Below are 25,567 nucleotides of genomic sequence, written 5' to 3'. Positions count from 1 at the left end.
AGCAGTGCAGTTTTGATTTTTGCTTTGCTGGGGGGCATTTTGCTTACCTTTCCTGTCGAGGCTGGCCAAGCTACCTTTTCACGGGCTTCTTTTTTCGGGCATGTTCAAAAACACGATTTCTAATCTGGGCCGCATCCGGCAGGTAATGGAGGTGCTGGTGCGCTACGGGTTTGAGGATGTAGTAACCAGTACGGCGCTGCGCCGCTTAGTGCCGCAGGGACGCCGGGTATCGTGGCAGCACGCGGAGAAAACGGTGTTTGACACCAACCGCTGGCAACGCATTCGCTTGATTATTGAAGAACTAGGTCCCACGTTTATCAAACTGGCCCAAGCCCTGAGCAACCGCCCCGATTTGCTTCCCGAGGCCCTGATCGACGAGTTTGAAAAGCTGCAAAGTGACGTGCCGCCCTTCCCAGTGGTCACGGCTCGCCGCCTGATCGAGGAAGAATTGGGAAGGCCCATCTCGGAAGTCTTCAGCGAGTTTGATGATACGACGCTGGGTTCGGCCAGCATCGGGCAGGTACACAGGGCGCGCCTGCTCACGGGCGAGGAAGTGGTGGTGAAAGTGCAGCGGCCCGGCGTGCAGGAGAAAGTCCGCACCGACCTGAGCTTGCTGCGCGAGCTGGTGCGCCTCACGGCCGGCTTTCTGCGCAAGCAGGGCCTGAGCAATCCGCAAGATATTGTAGACGCCTTCGAGCGCAGCATGACCAAGGAACTGGACTACACCTCAGAGGCCCGGAGCATGGACCAGTTTCGCAAGCTCTACGAAGACTACGAGACGTTTTATGTGCCGAAGCCTTACCGCGAGTTCTCTACCAGCAAAATTCTGGTTATTGAGTTTGTGAGCGGCTGCAAAATATCCAACAAGCCGCAGCTGCTGGAATGGGGCCTCGACCCGGCTAAAGTGGCCGAAACGGGCATGGATATCTACCTGACTCAGATTTTTGAGTTTGGCGTTTTTCACGCCGACCCGCATCCCGGCAACGTACTGGTGCGGCCCGACGGCACCATCGTGCTCATCGACTTCGGCATGGTAGGCAAGCTCACCAAGCAGCAGAAATACGCGTTTGCCGGCGTGTTTATCGGGATGGCGCGGCAGGACGCACGCAGCATGGCGCTCAATTTCCGCCGCCTCGCGCTCCACGCCGAAATTCCGGATATGCGCCGCTTCGAAGCCGACCTCAACGAGCTGATTGAGGACTTTACGGTACTCGACGTGAAGGAGATGAGCATGTCGGACCTCGCCGACCGCCTGCAAGTTATCATCTACGATTACAAATTGCAGGTGCCGGGGGCCGTTTTCCTGATTCTGCGGGCGCTGGTAATTCTGGAAGGTATCGGCAAGGTGCTGCACCCGTCATTCAACACATTTGAGTTTGTGCGTCCCTACGGCGCCCGCATCATTGCCGAGCAATACTCGCCCGAAAACCTGATGAGCGAAGCCCAATATACGGGCGTGCAGCTCCTGTCTTTGCTGAGCACATTGCCCACGGATGTGCGGCAGATTATGCGCAAAATTTCCCGCGGTGATTTGCGGGTGAAAGTAGAATTGGGCGGTTATCAGTCGCTGCTGCGCAAAGCCGATCAGTTGGTGAGCCGCACAATTATTGCCCTGCTGGCCGTGGCTTTTCTGCTGTTCTCAGGTCTGAGCTTGATGGGCAGATATTCAGCCGAAATGGCCTATCACCGCGGCATTCCCATGCTGACGTGGTTCGGGCTGGGCGTAACGGGCTTTCTATTATTGGTGCTGGTGATAATGGGGCTGCGGAAGCCGCGAGACTAGATCATTAAGCATTTGCTTTGTAAAGCAAATGCTCAAACTACTTTGTCATAAACCTTTGCTTCTACACCAAGAAAATCGGCGAGAGCATAAGTCAGATCTAAAGCAGACTGGCGGCCATACGATTTATGGATGATTACTCCTTCTGTAGAATTAGGAATGGAAAACATAATGATGTAGCGTTGGTCCGCGTCAGTCCGCATACGGCCAGGTTTACCGTGCGTCACTAAGTCGGAATAATACTTCATGATTACGCGTTGAACATTCGGCAATATTTCCCACTCACCAATTCTAAATCCTAGTATTAGGGTAAAAAAACGATAACGCTGGGCGTCTGTTTCTACCTCAATTCCTTTACGTGTAGTACCGGTTAGTATCGCAATGATAATTGCGATAAAGCCCTGAAACATATAGCCGTGATAAATGACATACAATCCTCCTATTGCCAGTAGTAACGCTTGCCATACACTGGCTTGACCTAATATGAATACAGCATTAGAAGGTCTAGATGGCTTAATAATAACGGTAGAGTTTTCAGTCATAGGTTTCGTGGAAATAGATAATAAATGTAGAAAAGGCCAAGCTATTTAAAGCTTGGCCTTTTCTACTTCGTACAACTTTTAGAAAGCAATACCTAAAACCAGATGAATAGAATGCTGTCGTCTTAAATGCACAGCGTAGCCTGTATGTGCGACTCCATGATTCATTCTATTATAGCGCATCTCAAGGCTAAGAATAGGTGAAGAAGGCCGGTGAATCATAATTCCACCTCCGGCTGCTACACCAAAGGCGCGTTTACTTACTTCGATGGGGTCACTCTGCGGGCTAGTAGTAGGGGCAAATGTGTCTGCCGAGGAGTCACTGATTTTGATTGCCACATTTGGGCCTGCGTTCAAGTAAGGCCGCCACACACCTTGCCCAAACTCGTAACGTACTAATAAAGGGATTTGAATTTGAGAATAATTGATGCGAATCGTGTGGATATTCTCCGGATTCCCGAGGTTATAGTAATAAAGTTCATAGGGGCCATAGGAGCCCCGCAACTGTACATAATTAGCTTCCAGTTGTAGCGAGAAATGCGTTAGGGTAGAGAAATTGACACTAGCACCTACCTGATAACCAGTTGCGTCTTTCCGCTCACCAAAACCAGCGTAGGATATTCCATCCAAGTCAAACCTTGAACTGTTAATACCTGCCTTCACGCCGAAGGAAGCTTGCCAACCTAACGCATGCTTAACTACAGTGCTAGGTTGTGTTGGGTGACTACACTGGTTGTAAGCCATGATGAGCTGAATCATTCCCTGAGTAGTATAGGGATAACGGCTTTGAATTTCATCGGAGCCAAAGTTGAGCGATGGGCATCCAGGTAGCGTTTGGGCTAACGTAAGCTGATGCGTAGCCCGTTCAACCACCTTTACATGGGCGGAGTCGGCTACTTGCAAATAGTACAGCTTTTCTTGCTTCTCATTCTCAGCAGTGTACAAGCTAGCATAGCCTACTACGAGTGGAACCAGAAATTGAGAGGGGCCACCTAAACCAATTTTTTTACTAACTCTGACGGGCCCGGTATTGCTGCCGTAGCTGCTGATTTCTTCGGCGCCAAACTCAATTGGCTCTATGCCTGGGCGGTAGAGACGCACTTTGTTGTTTTGTTTTCCAACAAGCTGTACACGTCCACGTAACGTGTCGCCTTTAGCCGTTACTACATAATAAGGTCCATTGCTTTGAGCATTTACACCCTTGAAAATCAAGCAAGAAATAGCAAATAGTAAAAGTTTTTTCATTAACAGGAAAGGGTGCTTGTATTGGACGAAGCGTATGTTTTAAAAGAATGCACGCAATAAATAAATGTATTTAAATAGCAAGTAGCCCGGCAAAAACGCTTACCGGGCTACTTGCTATCTACACTATTTCAGTGATTTACTTCAACTGCATATCCTCAATTATGCTGGCTATTTTGCCCCCCAGCGCTTCGTAGCCCTGCTCGAATTTATCTACTGAATCGAGCGGCTGTTTTACGCTGAAATAGAACTTGATTTTTGGCTCGGTGCCGGAGGGGCGGGCGGATATTTTGCTGCCATCTTCGGTTATAAACTGAAGCACGTTGGATGCCTCTAAACCAGTGCGTGTTTCCTGCCCGTTGCGCAGGTTGCGGACGATGCCCGTATGATAGTCGCGGATTTCTACTACCGGCGAGCCGGCAATAGTGTGAGGCGGCTGAGCGCGCAGGTCGCGCATCATTTCCTGAATCTCTTCGGCGCCGCGCTGGCCTTTTTTAGTGAGAGAAATGAGGTCTTCGCGGTAGAGGCCGTAGGTGGCGTACATCTGCACCATTTCCTCATACAGGGTACGGCCGTTGTCTTTGGCTACGGCGGCCATTTCGGCCAGCATCGCGCAGGCCGACACGGCGTCTTTATCGCGCACAAAGTCGCCAATCATGTAGCCGTAGCTTTCCTCGCCGCCGCCGATATAGGTTTCCTTGCCTTCCAGGTTACGGATGAGGCCGGCGATATACTTGAAGCCGGTCAGCGTCTGGTACGACTTCACGCCGTGGGCCTCGGCAATATCACCCAGCACTTCGCTGGTTACGATGGTATACACAATGAAATCCTGCTCCGTCATTTTGCCCGCTTTCTGGCGCGCCGACAGCAGATAATACGTTAGCAGAGCGGCGGTTTGGTTGCCGTTTACCAGAACCCATTCGCCTTTCGTGTTTTTTACGCCGATGCCTACACGGTCCGCGTCGGGGTCAGTGGCAATAACAAGGTCGGCATCAAGCTCGCGGGCCTGGTCGAGGGCCATTTGCATGGCTACTTTTTCCTCGGGGTTGGGCGACTGCACGGTTGGGAAGTTGCCGTCGGGGGTGGCTTGCGCCTCTACAATGCTGACATTGGTAAAGCCGAAGCGCTCCAGCGCTTTTGGCACCAACGTAATGCCGGTGCCGTGGATAGGCGTGTACACGATTTTCAGGTCGTGCTGACGCTTAATGGCTTCGGGGTTGATGCTGAGCTTTTGGACTTCGCTCAGATATGCATCGTCAATTTGCCCCCCAATCAGGTGGATACGCGACTCAACGGCCTTGAACTTAACCGCATCCACGCTCTGAATCTGATTTACTTCGTGGATAATATTCGTGTCGTGGGGGGCTACTACCTGGGCGCCGTCGTTCCAGTATACTTTGTAGCCGTTGTACTCCTTGGGGTTGTGCGAAGCTGTGATAACCACGCCGCTCTGGCAACCCAAATGACGGATGGTAAACGACAGCTCCGGCGTGGGGCGCAAGGCTTCAAACAGATAAACCGTGATGCCATTGGCGGAAAAAATACCGGCAGCAATACGCGCAAACTCGGAGCTGTTGTTGCGCGAGTCGTGGGCCACGGCCACCTTTATTTCCTGACTCGGAAATGAGTCCAGCAGGTAATTGCACAGGCCTTGGGTAGCCATGCCCAGGGTGTAGCGGTTCATACGGTTGGAGCCCGTACCCATCACGCCGCGCAGGCCGCCGGTCCCGAACTCCAGATCGCGGTAGAAGGCGTCATTCAGGGCTTCTTCCTGATTGCTGTCTAGCAGCTGTTGGATGTCGGCTTGGGTTTGGGCGTCGTAGTTGCCTTTGAGCCAGGTGTTTATTTTCTGCTGAACGTCGGAGGTTATGGCCATTGGGAGAAAAGAGATTAGATGCGGTTTGGCTGAAGAACGAGTGTAAAGAAAAGAGGTTTACTGAAAGCAGCCTAGCAAAAGAACGTCATGCAGAGGCGAAGCCGAAGCATCTCGCGTGTGGAAGTGAGGTTAGTATTCTCACCAAACACGCGAGATGCTTCGGCTTCGCCTCTGCATGACAGTCTTTCTTGAGCGCCTTGCTACAGATTTTACAAGTTGCCGCGCAGTGCCTGCTCGCGCTCAATGGATTCGAACAGGGCCTTGAAATTGCCTTTGCCGAAGCTCTTGGCGCCTTTGCGCTGAATGATTTCATAGAATACCGTGGGGCGGTCTTCCACGGGCTTGGTGAAGATTTGGAGCAGATAGCCTTCCTCGTCGCGGTCCACCAGAATGTTCAGATCCTTCAGCGTCTGCAAATCCTCATCGATGCTGCCGATGCGCTCCAGCAGGTCGTCGTAGTATACGGCCGGCACGGTCAGGAACTCTACGCCGCGGCGGCGCAGCTCCGTGACGGTGTGGCGAATATCTTTGGTGGCAATGGCAATGTGCTGCACGCCGGGCGAATGATAGAAGTCGAGGTACTCTTCAATCTGCGACTTTTTCTTGCCCTCGGCCGGCTCGTTGATGGGAAATTTTACGTAGCCATTGCCGTTGCTCACCACCTTGCTCATCAGGGCCGAATACTCGGTGGAAATGTCCTCGTCGTCGAAGGTGAGCAGGAGCTTGAAGCCCATCACGTCCTCGTAAAACTTCACCCACTGGTTCATCTCGCCCCAGCCCACATTGCCTACGCAGTGGTCCACGTGCAGGAGGCCCACAGGAGTTTGTTGGGGCACCAAGCTGGTTTTGGCCACGAAGCCCGGCATAAATGCCCCCCGGTAGTTGCGGCGCTCCACAAACGTGTGAATGGTTTCGCCATAAGTATAAATGCCGGACAGCGTTACTTCCCCATCTGCGTCGCTGATGGTATAGGGCTCGAAAGCGGCCCTGGCGCCGCGCTTAGTGGTTTCTTCGAAGGATTTGCGGGCATCATCCACCCACAGCGCCATCACTTTTACGCCGTCGCCGTGCTTGCGCACATGCTCCGAAATGTCGGAGTCGGGAAGGAGGGAAGTGGTGAGTACCAACCGGATTTTGCCTTGCTGCAACACGTAGCTGGCCCGGTCGCGCAGGCCGGTTTCGGGGCCGGCATAGGCTACCAGCTCATAGCCGAAGGCAGCCTGGTAATAGTAGGCCGACTGTTTGGCGTTGCCGACATAAAACTCGACGTAATCGGTACCGTTCAGGGGAAGGAAGTCGTGGGCGGGGTGGGCCTGCACGGCCGGCGAGGTCATCGTCTGCATAGCGGATGGGGTGGAAATCGGGTGAGAAAAATGTTAGTTTGGTAAAAATAAGAGTTTAGCCTAAATCGTTCGGGCAAGCACGCCAGTCCGGTAGGCTGGGGGGCAAAATTCTGCGGTGTCGGACCCGAAACAGAATTGCCGAATCCTACGCACCTTTGTACTACACTTATGCCTGAGTAGCTATGAATAAAGAGGAATTAAATAAAGCCCTGGTCGCCCTGATCGAGAAGAAGCAGGAACTGCACAAGCTGCCTTACAACCACGACAGCTACGACGACATCGAGGAGGAACTGCACGATCTGGAAGACGACTTCAACGAGGAGTACGGCGCTTATCTGGAAGAAGTACTGGAAAAAGTTCACCAGCAGCTTTGCCCCGATACCGACGTGCTGCTGCCCACCGCCTACCTACCCAACGATGTAGGCGGCGACACTGGCTACGAGCCTTCGCATAAGGAAGGCGTCTGGGTCGATTCGGATGAATTTCCGGGCAAAGAAGCTCGCCTGGTGCTCGTGCCCAATCCCACGCGCCTGATTTTGTCGGTAGGCAAAAAGGTGCGCAAGGAAGTGTGGCAGGCGTAAGCTTATGGTGCTGACGTATGTCAGGACAACTTGCAGTAGGGACTGAAAAGCCTGTCATGCAGAGCGGTAGCGAAGCATGACAGGCTTTTCAGTCTTTGTTTTTCTGAATAGAATAGCAGCATGATTTACCGAATCGCGGAGCTTGCCGACTGGCAAGCAGCCCAGCAAACCGGCTTCTTCGCCAGCGCCGACTTATCGGCGGAAGGCTTTATTCACGCCTCCGAGCTGTACCAGGTAGAAGCCACCGCCAACGGCTACTACGCCGGCCGCTCCGATATTCTGCTCCTGGAACTAGATGAATCGGAACTGTGGGTGGCAGCCGTGCCCGTGAAGCGCGAGTACGCCGAAGCTCGCAACGATTATTTTCCTCACATTTTCGCGCCGGTTCCGTTGGCGGCCATTGTGCGGGCGTTGCCTTTCCAAACTGGTTCCGATGGCCAGCACACGTTGCCGCCGGAGCTGGAAGATGAAGTTTGATCCAAGAAAAAAGCCCCCCAGATATCTAGGGGGCTTTTTTATGTAACATGCTGGCGCTGCTAGATCAAGTCGGCCAGCTCCAGCCACCGCTCGCCTTTGCTGTCAAGGGCCGCGTCGGTGCGCTTGAGCTCGGCGGCCCAATCGGCCATATCTTTATGGGAGCCGGTGCCAGCGTTGAGCTTTTCGATGAGCTGCTGCTTAGTTTCTTCGAGCTTCTCGATTTCCTTTTCTAGGGTTTCGTACTCCTTTTTCTCAGCAAACGTGGCTTTCCGCTTCGGAGCTTCAGCGGGGGCAGCCGCAACCGCTTTTACTGGTGCGGCTGAGGGCGCCACGCCAGCGGCAGCTTTGGCCGTTTTGGCTTGCTCTTTCGCGTATTCTTCGGCGTTATTTTCCTTCTGCCACTCGCGGTAATCAGTGTAGTTGCCGGGGAAGTGGCGAATTTGCCCCCCAGGCTCCAGCACAAACACGTGCTCCACCAGCGCATCCATAAAGTAGCGGTCGTGGGACACGATGAGCAGACAGCCGCCGAAATTCAGCAGGAAATCTTCCAGAATATTGAGCGTGATGATGTCCAGATCGTTTGTTGGCTCGTCCAGAATTAGGAAGTTCGGGTTCTTGATCAGCACGCGCAGCAGCTGCAATCGGCGCTTTTCGCCCCCCGAGAGCTTGCTGACCAGCGTGTATTGCTGGGCCGGCGGAAACTGGAAGTGCTGCAAAAACTGCGAGGCCGTCACCACTTCGCCGTTGGCCATTTCCACCACTTCGGCCACTTCCTTCACAATATCAATGACGCGTTGGGTAGGGTCAAACTCCAGCTCCGTTTGGGTGTAATAGCCAAAAACGGTGGTCTGGCCCTTGTCGATGGTGCCGCTATCGGGCTCCTGACGGCCGGTGAGCATATTCAGCAGCGTCGACTTGCCGGCACCGTTCGGCCCGATCAGGCCAATCCGGTCCTTTTTCTTGAACACGTAGCTGAAGTCATCGAGTACCACTTTGTCGCCAAATTGCTTGTGCAGGTGCTCCACCTCAATGATTTTGCCCCCCTGCCGCGTGGTTTTCACCGACAGCTCCAACTGCGGCCCGCTGATCTTGGTTTTGGCCTTTTCCTGGGTTTCGTAGAAGGCATCGATGCGCGCCTTTTGCTTGGTGCCGCGGGCTTGCGGCTGCCGCCGCATCCAGTCTAGCTCCTTGCGCAGCAGGTTGCGGGCCTTTTCTACTTCGGCTACTTCAATCTGCTCGCGCTCGGCCTTTTTCTCTACGAAGTAGGAATAATTGCCCTGATACCGGTGCACGCGGCCCTGGTCGAGCTCCACAATTTCGTTGGCCACTTTATCTAGAAAGTAGCGGTCGTGGGTCACCATCAATAAGGTCAAATTAGGCGACGCCAGCCGGTTTTCGAGCCACTCAATGGTATCGAGGTCCAGATGGTTGGTAGGCTCGTCGAGAATAAGCACTTCCGGCTCCTCAATCAGCACCCGCGCCAGCGCTACGCGCTTGCGCTGACCCCCTGAAAGCTTACTAACGGGCCGCTCCAGCAAGTCACCCAGAATGCCCAGCCGCCCCAGGATCTGCTTTACCTGCGACTCGTAGTCCCAGGCATTGAGCGCGTCCATGCGCTCCATCACGCGCTGCAAGTCGTCGGATTTGTGGTTGGCGTCATTCACCACGTGCTCGTAGTCGCGGATGGCGGCCAGCGTGTCGTTTTGGCTGGCAAAAATGGTTTCTTCTACGGTCAGGGCCTCATCAAAAATGGGCTGCTGACCCAAAAAAGCCACCCGGATATCCTTGCGCACGCTCACCGAGCCTGTGTCGCCGGGCTCCAAACCAGCCAGAATGCGAAGCAAAGTCGTTTTGCCCGACCCGTTGATGCCCACCAAAGCCACCCGCTGGCCCTGGCTCAGGCCAAAAGAAAGGTCGCGGAACAGCCAGCGGTCGGCGTAATTTTTTGAGATATTCTCAGCTGATAACAGATTCATGCCACAAAGGTAGGCAAGGCATTCCAGCAAGGAAGCAGAAGAGTCGATTCCCGGAAGAGTAATCTGGCCAGCAGGGCATAAACGATACGCTTTATACTGCCGAATAAGCCGCTAGGGGGCTTTTTTCTCGGCTAACGCTTTCACATCGAGGCGCATCTGCTCAATTATCTGTCGTAGCAGACTATTCACGGCCTCAATGCGGGGTTTCAAGGCCTGCAGATTGAAGTCGCCTTCCCATGAATCCAGCTGCTCTACCAGGTGACGTGCCTGCTGCACATGTAGGTGATCGAGGCTGGGCTTAAGCTTATGAGTAGCGGCTTTCAGCAGCTTCACATCGTGGGTTTGCAACGCCTGCGCAAAGTCGCGCACTGCTTCCTCACAGCTCTCCATAAAGCTATCGAGCATAAGGACCACGAAATCGTCGTCGCCCTGGCCTACTTGGTGCAGCAGGTCAAGCTTATAAAGAGACGAGCTGGAACTGACGAACGGGGCAGGAGCTATGGGCAGCGCAGCCAGGTCAGCGTCAGCGGGCCCCAGCACCCAGTCGCCAATCAGTTTTAGCAGCTCATCTTCCCGAAACGGCTTCGCCAGGTAGTCATCCATGCCAGCCGCCAAGCATTTTTCCCGCTCGCCTTTGATGGCATTCGCCGTTAGCGCAATAATTGGGGTTCTTAAGTCCAGCTGCTCACGCAGTATAGCAGTAGCTTCCAGTCCATTCATGACGGGCATTTGCATATCCATCAAAATCAGGTCGAAGCGCCGGGTCTGCAATAACTCTACTGCCAGCGCGCCGTTCTCCACCTCAACTACCTGAATATGAGAGTTGTTAAGTAAGGCCTTTGCAATCTGCCGGTTAAACTTGTTGTCCTCCACTAGCAGCACCTGCTTCCCGCGCAGCTTTTCGCGTAGGCCTTGGTCGACGGATTCCTTGCGTGGCAAATCACTTTCGCTGCCTATCTGCAACACCAGAGAAAACGAGCTGACTGTGCCTTGGTATTTCTCGCTTTCAATCTGCAATTCGCCCCCCATCAGGTTCACCAGACTTTTACTGATGCTGAGCCCGAGGCCGGTGCCGCCAAATTTGCGGGTTACAGAGGGGTCTTCCTGGCTAAACTCTTTAAAGATATGACGCAGGTAGGTTGGGTCGATGCCAATACCCGTATCGGCTACTGCAAACCTGATTTCCACGGCGTCATCAAACTGTCGAATCAAATCACATGAAATCGTGACGCGGCCTTTCTCCGTAAATTTAATGGCGTTGCCGGCCAGGTTCAGCAGAATCTGGGTGATGCGGTAAGGGTCGCCGAGCAGCACCGGCGGCAGTTCCGATGACACTTTCGTTTCAAAGAACAAGCCTTTCTCTTCCGCCTTGTAGTGCAGGGTTTGCTCAATCTGAGCCATAAACTGGCTGGCGCTGAAGCCGATATTTTCGACTTGCAGCTGGCCTGCCTCAATTTTAGAAAGGTCCAGAATATCGTTGATGATGACCAGCAGGTTCTCGCCCGATATAGTAATGGCGCGCAGGTACTCATCCTGATCTGGAGCGAGCGGGGTTTTGGCAAGAAGCTGCGCCATGCCTAGAATGGCGTTCATGGGCGTCCGAATTTCGTGGCTCATATTAGCCAGAAATAGCTCTTTGGCTTTCGACGAGTCCTCGGCTTGCTCCTTGGCTTTCCGCAGCTTATGCTCCAGCGTTTTCTGATGGGTGATATCCAGCGTGATATGAATGGAGCCAATGGCCTGGCGGTCATCATTGTATACTGGCGCACGGCTTACCATAAGCCACTTCTGGCTGCCATCTTTGCTTAACACCATGCGCTCATAAGCATCCGGATCATCCTGCACCGCCGCCGATGCCTCCTGCGCCAGCAGCGAATGCAAGAGTTGCTGCTCCAGAATTTCGGCGCTGGAAAACCCGAGCATATCACTGAAAGCCTGGTTGATATACAGAACCTGCTCCGTTAAATCAGTCTCGATAAGGCCCAGATTCATCCGCTCGATGATGCGCCGGTACTTCTCTTCGCGCCGCTTCAGAATATCCTCCGCGTTTTTCTGCTCCGTAACGTCCTGAAACTTCCATAGATAGCCCAGCGAGGCGTTGTGGCTGAATATGGGGATAAAGTCGCGCTGGAATACTTTGCCATTGCGGCGCGGAAGCAACTCGCCAATTACGGCCTGCTGCTCCAGAACGCGGCCATCGGAGCCCTCCAGCCAGCCCAGCTCTGTGGGAAGCCCGCCCGCGGCCAGCAGCGCCGCCGTTTCTACGCCTACCAACTGCTCAGGCAACACCTGCGTGTTCAGCATCCGGCAGAAGGCCTCGTTTACCAGCACCACGCGGCGGTGTTCATCCTCTATCAAAATACCTTCCTGAAAGTTGGCAATGGTAGTCGACAAACGACGAGTAGAGGCTTCAATAGCCAGATTAGCTTGCTTGATAGCCGAAATATCCGTGTGTACGCCGGTCATAATGAGCGGCGCACCATTGGCGTCACGCTTGGTTATAAGGCCGCGGGTCAGCACCCATTTGTACTCACCATTCTTGCACAGCAGCCGGCGCTCAACGGAATAAATGGGCAGGTCGCCGCGCAGGTAAGCGTCGGAGGCCTGCATACTGGCCACATGGTCGTCGGGATGAACGTGGTTTTGCCAGGCATGAAAGCCCGTCGGAAAGTCCTCGTTCGGGTAACCCAGCATCGTGCGGTAGGCGTTGGAGAAGTACTCATCGCCCGTTTGGTAGTTAAACTCCCACGCGCCGTCGCCAAACCGCTCTATAGCTAAGTGCCAGCGCTGTTCGCTATCCTGCACCGCTTCTTCAGCCTCTTTCAGGGGGGTAATATCCTGTATAATTCCGCTGTACAGAACACCCTCGGAATCGGTGGTCGTGGGTTGATAATTAGCTTGAATCCAGCGTAATGGTTTGCCCGGTACCACCAGACGGCCCTCAAACGAGGCTGCTTCGGCGCTGGGAGGCTGCTTCCAGAACTTAACCCACGCTGCCAAGTCGTCGGGGTGAATGACTTCTTCTAGTTGGGCTAAATTGGCTGGTTCAAACCCAAATACTGTCCTCACATTGTCACTCAGGTAGGTGAGGTGCGAGGCGCCGTCGTAATTATTTCGCCACTGAAAAAGTACGCCCTGAACCTGCTCTAATAAGTGGCGCTGTAGCGTTTGGTAAGCTTGGGTTGCTACCTGTTCAGCTTTCCATTTGGTGATATCTTCTAGCAGTACAAAAAAGCGAGTAGGCTCGTGCGGAGTGGTCGGCGCGCTGGCCTGCAACTTGGCACGCAACCAACGAGTGCTACCATCGGAGGCAATTGCTTGGCCTTCGTAGTGCAAAGAAGTCTGAGCGTTCAGGCTGGTTGTGGGGGGCAAATGTGGCGCTACATCAGCGTGCTCGGGGGGCAAAATTTGCCATAGGATCTGCCCTGATAGCGTGCTGGCCGTGTTACCAAAAAGCGTAGAAAAACTCTCGTTCACCCATTCCAGACGGCCTTGGTCGTCGATGATAGCCACGGCCGCAAAAGCTTGTTGAATCAGTAGTAGCGCCTGTTTCAACTGATCCGTTAAGCCAATGGGCAGCGTGGTGTCCTCAAGCAGTTTGCTGGGAGTCACCCGCGCTGGTATCGAGGACGTGTGAACACCACTTCGCTTCATCGCATTAACAGCACGTCGGCCTTCTTTTTATAGATAAAATCTCAATTTACTTATTGGTAATTCACTGAAACTGCAGCTTCAAGAGCCCAGTTTATCTCAACAATATACAGGGAAAAGGAGAAATATTGAGTTAATACCGATGCCAAATAAGTATTAACACTTATCCTGCTGGACATTCAAAAAGAAAATTCGAGAACGTGCAAACTCGACAGTAAGCCGCATGGCACTGCGCTTGCCCACTTTCGATACACTGCTTATGGATAAGCCTAGATGACCCGCACGCGGTCTACATGCAACTCGTCGCGCAGAATTTCGAGGCCTTTGTAGGCAAGAGGGCGGCCAGTATTGGTTGTTAGCTCGCCACCGTCGCGGTATAGGTGAGCTACGTCGAGCACGAGCTGCGTGTATTTCAGCTCACCCAACTCAATAGCTACCGGTCGACCTCGGCTAAGATCGAAGGCAGCAAGGGCATGGTCAATTTCATTCAGAATCTTACTCATGGAAAGGGAGAACTTGAGCGAGAGAAGCGCCAAGATAGAAGATTACTAAAAATTACGTAATTCAGAAGACCTCAAATTGCCAGCGAGGTTGCCTAAAGCCCGTACCTTCGCCTCCATGGCATCTTCTTCTGCTTCCGCCGATTTGCGGACCCGGCCCATTGGAATGTTTGATAGTGGTATCGGTGGGCTTACCGTGGCACGGGCTGTCAGCCGCCTTTTGCCCCACGAGCAACTCATTTACTTCGGCGACACGGCCCACCTGCCCTACGGCGACAAAAGCACGGCTGCTATTCAGGCTTACTCGATCAAAATCTGCGACTTACTACTCAAGCAGCAATGTAAGGTAATTATGATTGCCTGCAACTCGGCTTCGGCAGCGGCCTACGAGCTGGTGCGGGAATATGTGGGCTCTAAAGCGCGGGTACTCAATGTAATTGACCCGATTGTAGCGCATGTGGGCAAAGCGTACGCTGGTCGCGCTGTGGGGCTTATTGGCACCAAGCAAACCGTCAATTCCAACGTGTACAAAAAAAAGCTGGACGACCTCGACGCCGGCGTGCAGCTACACTCCCTGGCCACGCCGCTGCTGGCCCCGATGATAGAGGAAGGCTTCTTTAATAATAGTGTCAGCGACAAGATTATTCAGAATTATCTCACCAATCCGGCCCTTGACGATATTGAGGCATTGGTGCTGGCCTGCACGCATTATCCCATGATCAAGGAGCAAATTGCCCACTTCTACGAGGGCAAAGTAGAAGTATTGGACGCCTCCGACGCCGTGGCCACCCACGCTCAAGCGTATCTGGAAGAGCACAACTTGGCTGCGCGGCCCGCCAAAAAGCCTCCCACGCATCATTTTTACGTTTCTGACTTCACCCAGTCTTTCGAGGAAAGCACCCGTATCTTCTTTGGGCAGGAGGTTCATCTGGAGCACTATCCGCTCTGGGAGTAGTCTATATACCAACGAATCCAGCGGGCTATTTTACAGCACTTTGGACCCGCTTGGCAGCTAATAATAAGCGAAAGTGGATTCGACCTTTTTCAGCACTATTCACGTTTAGGAAGTCGGATTAATTTGCCTTTCATGAGGCCCGCAAAGCCTCCGACATACGCATCAAGGAGTTAAAAACCATGAAAAAGACCTATCACCGTCTCGGCGACTGGCGCCGCAATACATTAATGGTAGCGGCAGCTGCTACTTTGGGCTTGTCGGTGCTGCCGGCTTGCTCGGGCAATAGCAGCTCCGAAACTAATCAGGAACAGTGGAGTGGGGGCGAAACCTATTCGCAGGGTGTTATCACGGAAATGACCGAGGTGCAGCCTGGCGAGTGGAAAGTAACCGCTGAGCGCCCCGCTGGCAAAGAGGAAGTGGCCGCCATTTTGAAGCACTTTGATGGCAAGGTAGACACGCTGCAGGGACAAGCTTTACAGAAGCAAATGCAGGATTACAGCCAGCAACATCCCGAAAACCGGGTGGCTGGCACCGGCATGATGGATATTCTGATGTGGAGTGGCATCGGCTACATGGCTGGCCGCTTCCTGACCCCCAATCGAGGGGCATATGCCAACCCGGGCCTGCTGCAGCAGAATGCCGGCTGGCGCCAGAATGTAGCGCGGGAGCAACAACAGGGCCGTGGCTTCTTCGGACGTGGCTTTACTGGCAGCCGCACTTCTGGCGCTGGCATTCGTCCGAGTACCTCAGTAAACCGGTCGGGGGTGCGTAGTACCGCACCGCGGGCCGGACGTAGCAGTGGCTTCTCGAATCGGGGAGGCGGCAGCTTCGGTGGTTAGATAAAAAACAGTGTTCCTCTTATAATTTGCCCCCCAGCACCTTATATAAGGAGTTGGGGGGCAAATACATAGTATACAGTTACCAACGTATGATAAAGCTGTTACCTCTGACAGGTGATATTGTGCCTGCTGTCCGTGGCTTAGGCTGGGATTGGGCCATCGAGGAAGCCTGTGCGGCTTACGTAGCGCGCGAAGCCATTGTGTTGACTGAGGCCGAGGCCGATACCTTTCTCCAAGCTGCCGATACGCTCTACGAGATGCTCGTGGCCTCTATTCCCGACCCCATTCCGGATGATCTTCTTCAACTACTGGCTATTCCTCCTAACCTTTGGGCGGCAGTGCGCCACTCCTGGAATGATGACCGCCACTGGCACATATATGGTCGGTTTGACCTCGCTGCCACGCCCGATGGGCCTAAGCTGCTTGAGTTTAACGCCGACACGGCAACCAGTCTTCCCGAAACAGCCGTGGTGCAATGGGCTAGCTTGGTGGCCTCAGGCACTTCCGACGAAAGCCGGCAATCTAATGGGCTGTTTGAGGGGCTGAGCGCACAATTTACCCAGTGGCTTGACCTCAATCCTGATTTGGAGCCCAGCTTATTAATCGTGTATTTGCCCGGCAGCCCAGAAGATGAAGCCAACTGTACCGTGTTGGCCGAAGCTGCCCGCGAGGCTGGTTTCGAGCAGGTAGAGCTATGTCCGGTAGATAACATGCAGGTATCGGTGGCAGGGGAGGAGCGAGGCGTATGGGCCCCGATTGAAGATGGGCAATGGCAACGCTTCGGTTTCCTGTTTAAGCTGGTACCGTGGGAAATTCTGGCCCAGGAAGAACCCGCACTTACCGCTGACTTAAGCGAGTTACTGTTAAGTCGCGACGTAATTATCGCTAATCCGGCGTATGCTCTTTTGTTTCAAAGTAAGGGTATTCTAGCGTGGCTTTGGCAAGTATACCCACATCACCCGCTGCTGCTGGAGGCAGCCTTGCAGGATTTGCCGGGCCATAACGTGCGCAAGCCGCTTTTCGGACGCGAAGGCCAAAACGTAGCTGAGATGCAAAATGGGCAGGTGGCTCACGAAGTTCCGGGCGAGTTTGCCCCCCAGCCCCAAGTGCGTCAGCGCTGGGCCGAACTCCCCACCGATGAGCAGCAGCGGCTGTATCAGGCAGGTGTGTTCTGGGCTGGTGAAGCTTGCGCTTTGGGCTTCCGTCGTGACAAAGGCTTTATAACCAACCTTTCAGAGTTTGTACCTCATATTCTAAGTTGAAGTTACCCCTTTATGATAGCATGAACTTAGTTTGCTATCCATTGCTGAACGAACGCAATTACGCTGACAGCAATGACGCTTCATTCAGTGTATAGATGCAAGCACTTCTACTTAGTCTGGTAGAGGTGGAAGACTTACAAAATGCCCAGCCTATATAGGTCGCCATGCAGATGGTGAAAACTATGTAGGCTGGGTTTTCTATTGTCGAAAAAAAATAAGCCGACGACAGAATTAAGGTATGCTAATTGTAGTAGGAGGTCTAAAAAGCGAGTTTGCATAATGCTGAGAATCAGCAGTATGGCTAATCCAAAAAAAAATTGTATTTCATCGCTATTTTAATAACGGAATTTATATATGCACCTGTCGCAATATATTCGTACCTCTTGTGATTCAATGCATCTAGTGATACAGTAATAGTTTGATTTTACACTTGCTTGTTAAGCACGATATATGTCAATTTTATATGCTGTGAAAACTTTTAGATGTATTAATTGTATAGAAAAGTTATAAATAGTATTTAAAATATTTAACAACAGGTTCTTGTAAAATTCGTATTAGAGTTAAATCTATCATCTTTTAAAATGATCTTGAACAAGTCACTTCTCATTCCCACTAAACTTTCTTTCCCAAGCGTATGAAAAACACTTACCTAAGTCTCGCATTCCGACAGATGCGACCTCGAGTTTGGACTCTTTTATGTTTGATGCTTTTGCCGTTTCTAGGCATGGCGCAGAGAATTGATTTCACACCTAACCGAGGAACCTTCTTCGAGCCTGATCCAACACCGGTTAATACATATTCGGATGAAGTAACTTACACAGTAACAGGTACTGGCCTAACTTCTCCTATTACCGTAACCGCTCCCGATGGTTTTCTTGTTAGTTTGACAAGCGGTGGCGCTTATAGTACTTCTATCGATCTTCCAGCAAATGGTGGACAACTTTATATTGTATTCTTTCCGACTTTAGGAGAAGCTTATAATGATAAAGTTTCGCTAAGCAGCACAAATGCAGCTACAAAAAGGATCAACGTAGCAGGCACAGGTATTGCTCCTTCTGTTACGCCCAGTACCAATAGCTTAGTTTTTGGTAGTGTTACAATCAACACTTCATCTACAAAGCAAGTAATTATAAATGGAGAAGATCTACAAGGAGATTTAACGCTCACAGTTCCTGCTAACTCAGGCTATCAAATTGTATATGATGGTATTACAGCCAATTCAGTTACGATCCCTAATAAAGCGAACAACCGGCTAACCAATGTTAGTTTTGACGTAGTGTTTTCGCCTACTGCGGTGAAGGACTACAATGAAGTGCCCCTCCAGATTACAAGCACTAACCTTACACCTGCTGTAATAATAAAACTTAATGGTTCAGGAGTTCCGCAGCCTCTGTTGGTAGTAGAGCCTACTAGCCTACCAGATTTCGGGGCAGTTGTACAAGGACAGACCTCGTTTATTCAGTCTTTCAGGGTAACGGGTTCGTTCTTGCAAGGCCAAGTGACTGTTGCTGCTCCCGCCAATGGTTCTTTCCGGATCCGTACGGGAACAGGCACTTTCTCTACTAATACCATCACCTTAAACATCGCCAATGATGGTTCGGTAGAGGCCACGGTTGATGTAGTATTTGCACCAACTGCTACTGGTGCAGTAAGTGGTGCAATTGCCATTGCCTCTTCAGGTGTTACATCTGCCCAAGTTCAGGTTAGCGGAACAGGTACAGCTGTTGGCCAGCCTGCAATTGTTGCTTCACCAACTCTACTTGACTTTGGAACGGTAAGCAGCAATGGTTCGGCTACTACCCTGACGTTTACTTTGAGTGCCACCGGCCTTACTGAGGCCCTCGTATTGACTCCTTCATTCATTACTTCTGGTGGTGAAGAGATTCGCAATATTGAGTTCCGTGATACTTCGGTGCCAAGCCTATTTCAAAACCGTCCGCTGACGATTAACCAAGTAAACGGTAACATTCAGACTCGTACGATTGAAGTGAACCTGGCTGGAACAATACCCACTGGTAAATTTCGTGGCTCCATAATTCTGAGCAGCTCAGGCAGACAGACGGTTGTGACAATTGAAGCCAATAGTACCGGTAATCAGTCTGTTATTGTAACGTCTCCTGGCGCATTTTCACAGTTTACCACTGTTCCTAATGTGCCTTCGGCGGTACAGTCTTATCAGCTATCAGGACAAAACCTGTTACAGCCTATTACCGTAACTGCCCCCCTTCTTTTTCAAGTATCAAAGTTTGCTGATTTCAGTGACTTGGCAGACCCAAGAGCGACTGGTAACGCAATCACTTTTGCTCCTAATAAAGGCAGTGATCTAACGCCAGCTGTCAATGTCTATGTACGTTTCTATCCTACTACTGCTACAACGGTTTCGGATGGTGTCAGAAACACAAGCGCTCCGGCCACTGGTACCAGCATTCCAGTATCTGCGACCAGCGTTCCGTCTATTCAAACGGCCGATGTTGCTCTTATCAAGCAGGTAGTGATCTACACTTCCAAGGATGCGTCAACCCCGATTACTGTGCGTGCCTCACGAGTACAGCGCGATATTACTCTCTCAGTAGCGCAATCGCCTAATTCGTTCAACCCGAATGTAACTCCTCAGTATCAACTGTCACTGGACGGCAAAACGTTTGGATCAACAGTAGTTCTGCGTCCCAACTTGGACCCAAGTAGCGCGGCGATTTATACTGTAGATCAGCCAGTTTATGTTCGCTATAATCCTACTTACCTAGGTGTTGCAGATGCTGCATTGCAGTATCAAAGTGGTGACTTCGCAGTGCAGACAGCCCAGTCTTTTACTGCTAACGGTTTGATTACTGGCCAGTCGATTGCTACTGAGCCCGCTCAAACATTGGTAGCGGCACAACAGTCCATTACTCGTAGCGCTGATGGAAAATCAGCTACAGTAACCTTTAATCCAGTACCAGAGCGTACCGGCACTTCAACGTACGGCGAAGGCCGTCTGATTGTAGCGAGTGAGAATGGTACTTTAACCAACGCTCCGGCTAGCCAGCCTAATGATGGTGAGGGGTATGAGACAGCTAATGGCGTGTATAATGGTCAAAATCAGGGAACAATCGCTCCGGGCTTCTACACCGTATTTGCGGGTACTGCTGTTCCAAGCACAACCATTACCGGTCTGGATCCTTACAAGACATACTACTTCTACGTTTATGGCTACAACAACATCGACCCTACGCAGAATATCAGCGTAACAGGAGCAGAGAATTACCTTACCCCCACTACTCCAACCACGCTGGTGGGAATTGAGTCTGTGGGATTGCCTCCTATCATCCTGCCAGTAGAACTCGTGTCGTTCACGGCTAAGCTGCAAAACAATAAAGTCAATTTAGGCTGGGTTACTGCTTCTGAGAAGAACAACAAAGGCTTTGAAATTCAGCGCAGCCAAGATGCCACGTCGTTCACCACTATTCTGTTCAAAGACGGCAAGGGATCTACGAACAATAAGAGCACTTACGCTGCTGTTGACGAGCAGCCATTGTCTGGCGTGTCTTACTATCGTCTCAAGCAGATCGATAATGATGGCAAGATCAGCTTGTCAGGAATCGTTACCATTACTAACACCGAGTTAGCGGAAGTTGCGATGTATCCTAACCCAACCCACGGCGTCCTGAATATCCGCTTGCCCTACACCAGCAAAGCAGAAGCGCAGGTAACCATAACTGATCTGAGCGGCCGTGTAGTACGCACAGAGAAGTTGGCTGCCAACGGTGAAGTAAGCATCAGTTCTTTGGTCAACGGTACTTATTTAGTGACCGTGAATGATGGAGTGAAGAAGGTTACTCGCAGAATCGTGAAGAACTAACCTGTATATAAATAGCTAGTAAAAAGCCCCCCAGATTCTGGGGGGCTTTTTTTATTTAGTCAACTGACTTGGCACGGTTTGAGGTAAGCGGCATCCTCACTTCGTTCTTTATTCATATTCTTCCTCTTATTTAAAGCATGAGATTTTTTGCCGCTTACTTACGCTTACGACACGCCTTGTTTACAATTGGTACCTTACTTATCTGTTTTCTATTCGTACCAACAGTCTATGCAGCATCCTATACATGGGTAGGAACAGGCGGTAATAATAATTGGTCTAATGCCAATAACTGGGATCCGGCACGCACTCCAGCCAACGATGACGTGCTGATTTTTGACGGCAGCCGAACGGCTTCGGCCAGCGTGTACGTAGACTTTGCCTCACCACAGGTTATTGGTCAGTTACGGTTTATTAACAACATAACAGTAGTGTTGATGGTGCAGCCTAATTCTGATGCAACTGCAGCTCCGCCAGCCCGGCAATTGTCGATGGCTACTGCTTTAACGGGGGCCAATTTCGAGATTGATGCCGGTAGCTCTGTGCAGGTAAAAAGCCCAGATGGAGTGAAGTCAACGGCTGGAATGGGCTTTCATCTGGGTACAGAAGGCACAGCTACTATTGCTGGTGCCCTTATATTCGGCAGCAGTAGTACAGCATCACTTACTAACGACCCACATCAATTAATTTCTCAGAAGAAGGGATTTAACACTATCCATTTTGTCGCCGGTAGCACTTTTAGGGCCGATAAGACATTTACAGGCTCTCCTTTTAATGATAAATCAGAGTCTGGTGGCACCACTATTTTTCAAAGCGGCTCTACCTACGATCATCGCGGCGGTGGAGCGCCATTTGGCACAAGTCTTCCTACTGCCCCAGTGACTATTCTGGAAAAAGGCAATCGCTACATATACTCGGTTACGTCGACTGCAGCTGGGCCACAATTACCTGGTCGCACTTACGGTTATATAGAATATAATCGCCCGACTACGGCTACCGGCATTGTCGGAGGCAGCGCCACTGTGAGCCTCACCGGTTTGCCTCTGCTAATTCTTGACGACTTAATTATTACAACAGGAAATGTTCGACTGAATCTTGCCAATATTGCTATTCAGGGCAATTTGATAATGAATGGCGGCACCTTAGCAAATACAATAGGCGCATCTACTATAACTTTCAAGGGCGCTAGTAGCCAGCTTGTTACAAGTACAGCTGCCATACCTGTCCTGTTTGGTAACAATATTACGCTTGCCGTTGACAATGCTGCTGGTGTAACCCTGCAAACACCTGTTCAGATATCCAAAGCATTAACCCTTGTCAATGGGGTCGTAAACACTTCTGCCGGAACGCTTACTTTACTGGCTGGGGCTACTGTTGCAGCTCATGATAAGAGCTTTGTGAGCGGTCCGCTTACCAGAGTGGTGGCGGCAAGCGGCAACACTAGCTTAACATTTCCACTTGGCTTCGGCACGGCATTTCGTCCCTTGATACTGAGCGTCAATCACAGCGACGGGACAGAAGTGCGCTATACGGCTGAGCAAATAAAGGGGAAACCAACCACACGGCTCTTCTCTGCCGAAGTCAATAAAGTATCGGCGGTACGATACTTCAACGTGAGCAGCAGTACTGCTGCCAGCAACCTACTTAGTGGTAGCATTCAGCTCAGCTATGGCACCGATGATCAAGTAGATAATGCGGAAAAACTGCGTATCGTTAAATCCTCACTTGATAATCAGAGTTGGGAAAATATTGGCGGAACGGGCAGCGCTATACCTGCTGGTATTATTACCTCCACAGTCCCTTTAACTAGCCTCGGCACTTTTGTTTTATCCAGTACAGAAGTGAGTTCTACGACCGGAAATAATCCGCTTCCTGTTGAGCTTATTTCATTTTCAGCTGAACGTCGGGCGCAAGGCGTGCTGCTGCGGTGGGCTACTGCCAGTGAAAAGAACAACACTGGCTTTGAGGTAGAACGTAGCGCTGACGGTCGCCTATTTGAGACTATCGGTAACGTAAAAGGGCAAGGCCAGAGCACTCAAAAACAAACGTACAGCATCGTGGATACAGCACCTTTCAGCAGTTCTACAGCCTACTACCGCTTGCGACAGCTGGACTTCGATGGTACAGTAACCTACTCGAACGTTGTAGTCGTGAAGGGTGAGTATAAGGAGGCGCTTTTTCCTAATCCTGCTCGCCACCAGCTTACCTTTCGTTTGCCGTACAATGGGGCGGCCGACTACCGGATTCTGTCCTCAACTGGTCGGACTTTACAAAAAGGACAGTCTTCCAGCGACTTAACTACACTCGATATATCAGAGCTGCCTGCTGGATTCTATTATCTGGAGATAGCGGCCGCGGAAGGACGGCTAGTTCGTAAGTTTATCAAGCAGGCGGACTAGTCAGCACAAAGAGAACCTGTTAATCACAAAAAAGCCCCCCAGAACTAGTCTGGGGGGCTTTTTTATAGATAATGGAATCTATACAGAAAAGCTTTCGCCGCAACCGCAGGTGCGGGATGCATTGGGATTATCGAAGTAGAAACCTTTGCCATTGAGACCGTCGGAAAAGTCGAGTTCAGTGCCAGCCAGATAAAGAAAGCTCTTCATATCTACGACTACACGCACGCCTTTATCTTCAAACTCCTGGTCCATAGGCTTAACTTCGTTATCAAAATCAAGCTTGTAGGAAAGGCCCGAACAGCCACCCCCTGCCACGGAAGCACGCAGACGATACGTCTCGTCGAGCTGTGCGTCGCGCATCAGGTGCGTTACTTTTTCCTTTGCTTTATCAGATACAGTAATCATGTGAATTGCCAGTTACGAGTTGTAAGTTGTCAATTATGAAGGGCCTGCCTTCAATCAAAAGCAAGCTCTTCATACTAACATTCGCAACAGATTAATGGTGCGATTTGGCTTCTTCCAGGGCTGGCAAGCCATTCTTTACGCGGTAGTCGTTGATGGCCGATTTGATGGCATCTTCAGCCAGTACCGAGCAGTGAATCTTCACGGGAGGAAGAGCAAGTTCTTCCACGATTTCCATGTTGTCGATGCTCAGTGCTTCGTCTACCGTTTTGCCTTTCAGCCACTCAGTTGCTAGCGAAGAAGAGGCAATAGCCGAACCACAGCCGAACGTCTTGAACTTAGCGTCGGTGATGGTATTGGTGGCTTCGTCTACCTCAATTTGCAGACGCATTACGTCGCCGCACTCAGGAGCGCCCACTAGGCCGGTGCCTACGTTCTTTTTGCTTTTGTCCAGCGTGCCCACGTTGCGCGGGTTGCTGTAATGATCAATTACTTTATCGGAGTAAGCCATTATGGTAGAGTTGAGAAGTTAGAGATGAGATGTGAGACTAAAACTAGCAACAGACAAAAGAGTCTCACTTCTCATGTCTCAATACTTAGGTCTAAATCAATGTTCAGCCCACTCAATCTTGCTGAGGTCAACGCCTTCCTTGAACATCTCCCATAGCGGAGACATCTCGCGAAGCTTGTTCACCGCTTCTTTCACGTGGTTGATGGCGTAGTCGATCTGCTCGTCGGTGGTGAAGCGGCTCAATCCAAAACGAAGGGAGGAGTGCGCCAAGTCGTCGCTCAGACCTAAAGCCTTCAATACGTAAGAAGGCTCCAAAGAGGCTGAAGTACAGGCAGAACCGGATGATACGGCTAGGTCTTTCACGCCCATCATCAGGCCTTCTCCTTCTACATACGTGAAGGAAATATTGGTTACGTGCGGTAGGCGATACTCGCGGGAGCCATTTACGTAGCTTTCTTCAAGTTCCAGCAGAGAGTTCTCAAGCCGGTCGCGCATAGCGGAGAGGCGCTTGGCGTCGCTGTCCATTTCTAAGCGAGCTAACTCACAAGCTTTGCCTAAACCGACGATGCCAGGAACGTTGAGCGTACCAGAACGCATACCACGCTCGTGTCCGCCACCGTCCATCTGAGCAGTAACTTTTACCCGAGGGTTCTTACGACGTACGTACAACGCACCTATACCTTTCGGGCCGTACATCTTGTGACCAGTGAACGCCATGATGTCGATACCATCAGCTTGAACGTCAACTGGAATCTTGCCAACAGCCTGGGTACCATCCGTCATGAACAGCGCGCCGTGCTTGTGGGCAATGGCGGCAATTTCACGAATAGGCTGAATGGTGCCAGTTTCGTTGTTGCCGTACATGATGGTCACCAGAATGGTCTGGGGAGTCATGGCGGCTTCGAGGTCGGCTAGGCTAATGAGACCTTCGCGGTTAACCGGAAGATACGTCACTTTGCCCCCGAGCTTCTCGATATGCTTGCAGGTATCAAGTACAGCTTTGTGCTCAGTGGTAGCGGTGATGATGTGATTACCCTTCTGGGAATACATCTCAAACACGCCTTTGATACCTAAGTTGTCTGATTCGGTAGCGCCTGAGGTGAAGATAATCTCCTTGGGGTCGCTATTGATGAGTTGAGCAATCTGCTCGCGGGCATAATCCACAGCCTCTTCCGCTGCCCAGCCAAAAGGGTGGTTACGGGAGGCCGCGTTGCCAAATACCTCTGTGAGGTAAGGCATCATCGCTTCCAGTACACGCGGGTCGAGGGGCGTGGTGGCGTTGTTATCGAGGTAAATAGGTAGCTTGAGCATGGCTCGAATTTCAGTAAGTCAGCGGAAAACCAATGAAAGTCCAAAGGTAACTCAGTGGAGAATCATTCGCATCTAGAACAGCAAAACA

Annotated in this window: 18 protein-coding genes; 8 read left to right on the top strand and 10 right to left on the bottom strand. The window is 51.4% G+C overall.

The features are described 5' to 3' along the window. The first annotated feature begins 100 nt into the window (after window positions 1-100). On the top strand, window positions 101-1,783 hold the full coding sequence (locus tag IEW06_RS18285; protein WP_187731437.1) for an ABC1 kinase family protein: 1,683 nt from the start codon (window positions 101-103) through the stop codon (window positions 1,781-1,783). Between the two features lie 32 nt (window positions 1,784-1,815). On the opposite strand, the gene IEW06_RS18280 is transcribed toward IEW06_RS18285, so the two are convergent. The 4 genes from IEW06_RS18280 to hppD all read right to left on the bottom strand — a co-directional run bounded on the left by IEW06_RS18280 (window position 1,816) and on the right by hppD (window position 6,780). Next, on the bottom strand, window positions 1,816-2,322 hold the full coding sequence (locus tag IEW06_RS18280) for a hypothetical protein (protein WP_187731438.1): 507 nt from the start codon (window positions 2,320-2,322) through the stop codon (window positions 1,816-1,818). Between the two features lie 78 nt (window positions 2,323-2,400). Next, the gene (locus IEW06_RS18275) at window positions 2,401-3,564 is read right to left on the bottom strand and encodes a porin family protein (protein WP_187731439.1); all 1,164 of its coding nucleotides are present in this window, start codon (window positions 3,562-3,564) and stop codon (window positions 2,401-2,403) included. A 136-nt stretch (window positions 3,565-3,700) separates the two neighbouring features. Beyond that, window positions 3,701-5,437 carry a phospho-sugar mutase gene (locus tag IEW06_RS18270; protein WP_188548722.1) on the bottom strand — a complete coding sequence of 579 codons (1,737 nt, stop codon included), beginning with the start codon at window positions 5,435-5,437 and terminating at the stop codon, window positions 3,701-3,703. A 209-nt stretch (window positions 5,438-5,646) separates the two neighbouring features. Further along, window positions 5,647-6,780, bottom strand: a complete 1,134-nt coding sequence (gene hppD / locus IEW06_RS18265) for a 4-hydroxyphenylpyruvate dioxygenase (protein ID WP_188548721.1) — start codon at window positions 6,778-6,780, stop codon at window positions 5,647-5,649. A gap of 182 nt (window positions 6,781-6,962) precedes the next feature. Between hppD and IEW06_RS18260 the strand changes: the two genes are divergently transcribed. Together IEW06_RS18260 and IEW06_RS18255 are read left to right on the top strand one after the other, a co-directional pair. Continuing rightward, window positions 6,963-7,361, top strand: a complete 399-nt coding sequence (locus IEW06_RS18260; RefSeq protein ID WP_133272204.1) for a hypothetical protein — start codon at window positions 6,963-6,965, stop codon at window positions 7,359-7,361. Window positions 7,362-7,481: 120 nt separating this feature from the next. Beyond that, complete coding sequence (locus IEW06_RS18255) at window positions 7,482-7,838, top strand: DUF952 domain-containing protein (protein ID WP_187731440.1); 357 nt, start codon at window positions 7,482-7,484, stop codon at window positions 7,836-7,838. 59 nt (window positions 7,839-7,897) lie between these two features. Here IEW06_RS18255 and IEW06_RS18250 read toward each other — a convergent pair whose 3' ends face one another. The 3 genes from IEW06_RS18250 to IEW06_RS18240 all read right to left on the bottom strand — a co-directional run bounded on the left by IEW06_RS18250 (window position 7,898) and on the right by IEW06_RS18240 (window position 13,968). Continuing rightward, window positions 7,898-9,814 carry an ABC-F family ATP-binding cassette domain-containing protein gene (locus tag IEW06_RS18250; RefSeq protein ID WP_187731441.1) on the bottom strand — a complete coding sequence of 639 codons (1,917 nt, stop codon included), beginning with the start codon at window positions 9,812-9,814 and terminating at the stop codon, window positions 7,898-7,900. Between the two features lie 111 nt (window positions 9,815-9,925). Then, window positions 9,926-13,426: a PAS domain S-box protein gene (locus IEW06_RS18245; RefSeq protein WP_187731442.1), complete on the bottom strand. Its 3,501-nt coding sequence runs from the start codon at window positions 13,424-13,426 to the stop codon at window positions 9,926-9,928. 308 nt (window positions 13,427-13,734) lie between these two features. After that, the gene (locus tag IEW06_RS18240; protein ID WP_187731443.1) at window positions 13,735-13,968 is read right to left on the bottom strand and encodes a hypothetical protein; all 234 of its coding nucleotides are present in this window, start codon (window positions 13,966-13,968) and stop codon (window positions 13,735-13,737) included. A 115-nt stretch (window positions 13,969-14,083) separates the two neighbouring features. Here IEW06_RS18240 and murI point away from each other — a divergent pair, with 115 nt between their 5' ends. From murI to IEW06_RS18215, 5 genes are all read left to right on the top strand, one after another. Next, the gene (murI, locus tag IEW06_RS18235) at window positions 14,084-14,920 is read left to right on the top strand and encodes a glutamate racemase (protein ID WP_187731444.1); all 837 of its coding nucleotides are present in this window, start codon (window positions 14,084-14,086) and stop codon (window positions 14,918-14,920) included. Window positions 14,921-15,099: 179 nt separating this feature from the next. Beyond that, on the top strand, window positions 15,100-15,759 hold the full coding sequence (locus IEW06_RS18230; protein WP_187731445.1) for a Cj0371 family chemotaxis-regulating polar lipoprotein: 660 nt from the start codon (window positions 15,100-15,102) through the stop codon (window positions 15,757-15,759). 89 nt (window positions 15,760-15,848) lie between these two features. Continuing rightward, window positions 15,849-17,021, top strand: coding sequence for a glutathionylspermidine synthase family protein (locus tag IEW06_RS18225; protein WP_187731446.1), 1,173 nt, complete (start codon window positions 15,849-15,851; stop codon window positions 17,019-17,021). 634 nt (window positions 17,022-17,655) lie between these two features. Then, window positions 17,656-20,859, top strand: a complete 3,204-nt coding sequence (locus IEW06_RS18220) for a T9SS type A sorting domain-containing protein (protein WP_188548720.1) — start codon at window positions 17,656-17,658, stop codon at window positions 20,857-20,859. 137 nt (window positions 20,860-20,996) lie between these two features. Next, window positions 20,997-23,255, top strand: a complete 2,259-nt coding sequence (locus IEW06_RS18215) for a T9SS type A sorting domain-containing protein (protein ID WP_187731449.1) — start codon at window positions 20,997-20,999, stop codon at window positions 23,253-23,255. Window positions 23,256-23,333: 78 nt separating this feature from the next. Here the strand turns inward: IEW06_RS18215 and IEW06_RS18210 are convergent, their stop codons facing one another. The 3 genes from IEW06_RS18210 to IEW06_RS18200 all read right to left on the bottom strand — a co-directional run bounded on the left by IEW06_RS18210 (window position 23,334) and on the right by IEW06_RS18200 (window position 25,479). Continuing rightward, a complete protein-coding gene (locus tag IEW06_RS18210) occupies window positions 23,334-23,660 on the bottom strand; it encodes a HesB/IscA family protein (protein WP_187731450.1) in 327 nt (108 codons plus the stop codon). Between the two features lie 91 nt (window positions 23,661-23,751). After that, window positions 23,752-24,168, bottom strand: a complete 417-nt coding sequence (gene iscU / locus IEW06_RS18205; RefSeq protein ID WP_084446771.1) for a Fe-S cluster assembly scaffold IscU — start codon at window positions 24,166-24,168, stop codon at window positions 23,752-23,754. Window positions 24,169-24,264: 96 nt separating this feature from the next. Continuing rightward, window positions 24,265-25,479, bottom strand: a complete 1,215-nt coding sequence (locus IEW06_RS18200; RefSeq protein ID WP_187731451.1) for an IscS subfamily cysteine desulfurase — start codon at window positions 25,477-25,479, stop codon at window positions 24,265-24,267. Between the last annotated feature and the right edge of the window lie 88 nt (window positions 25,480-25,567).

The organism is Hymenobacter qilianensis (assembly GCF_014638675.1).
In the GTDB taxonomy this organism is placed as follows: Bacteria; Bacteroidota; Bacteroidia; order Cytophagales; family Hymenobacteraceae; genus Hymenobacter; species Hymenobacter qilianensis.
The sequence above is the reverse complement of the archived record's forward strand: the minus strand, read 5'-3'. Positions and strand labels throughout refer to the sequence as shown.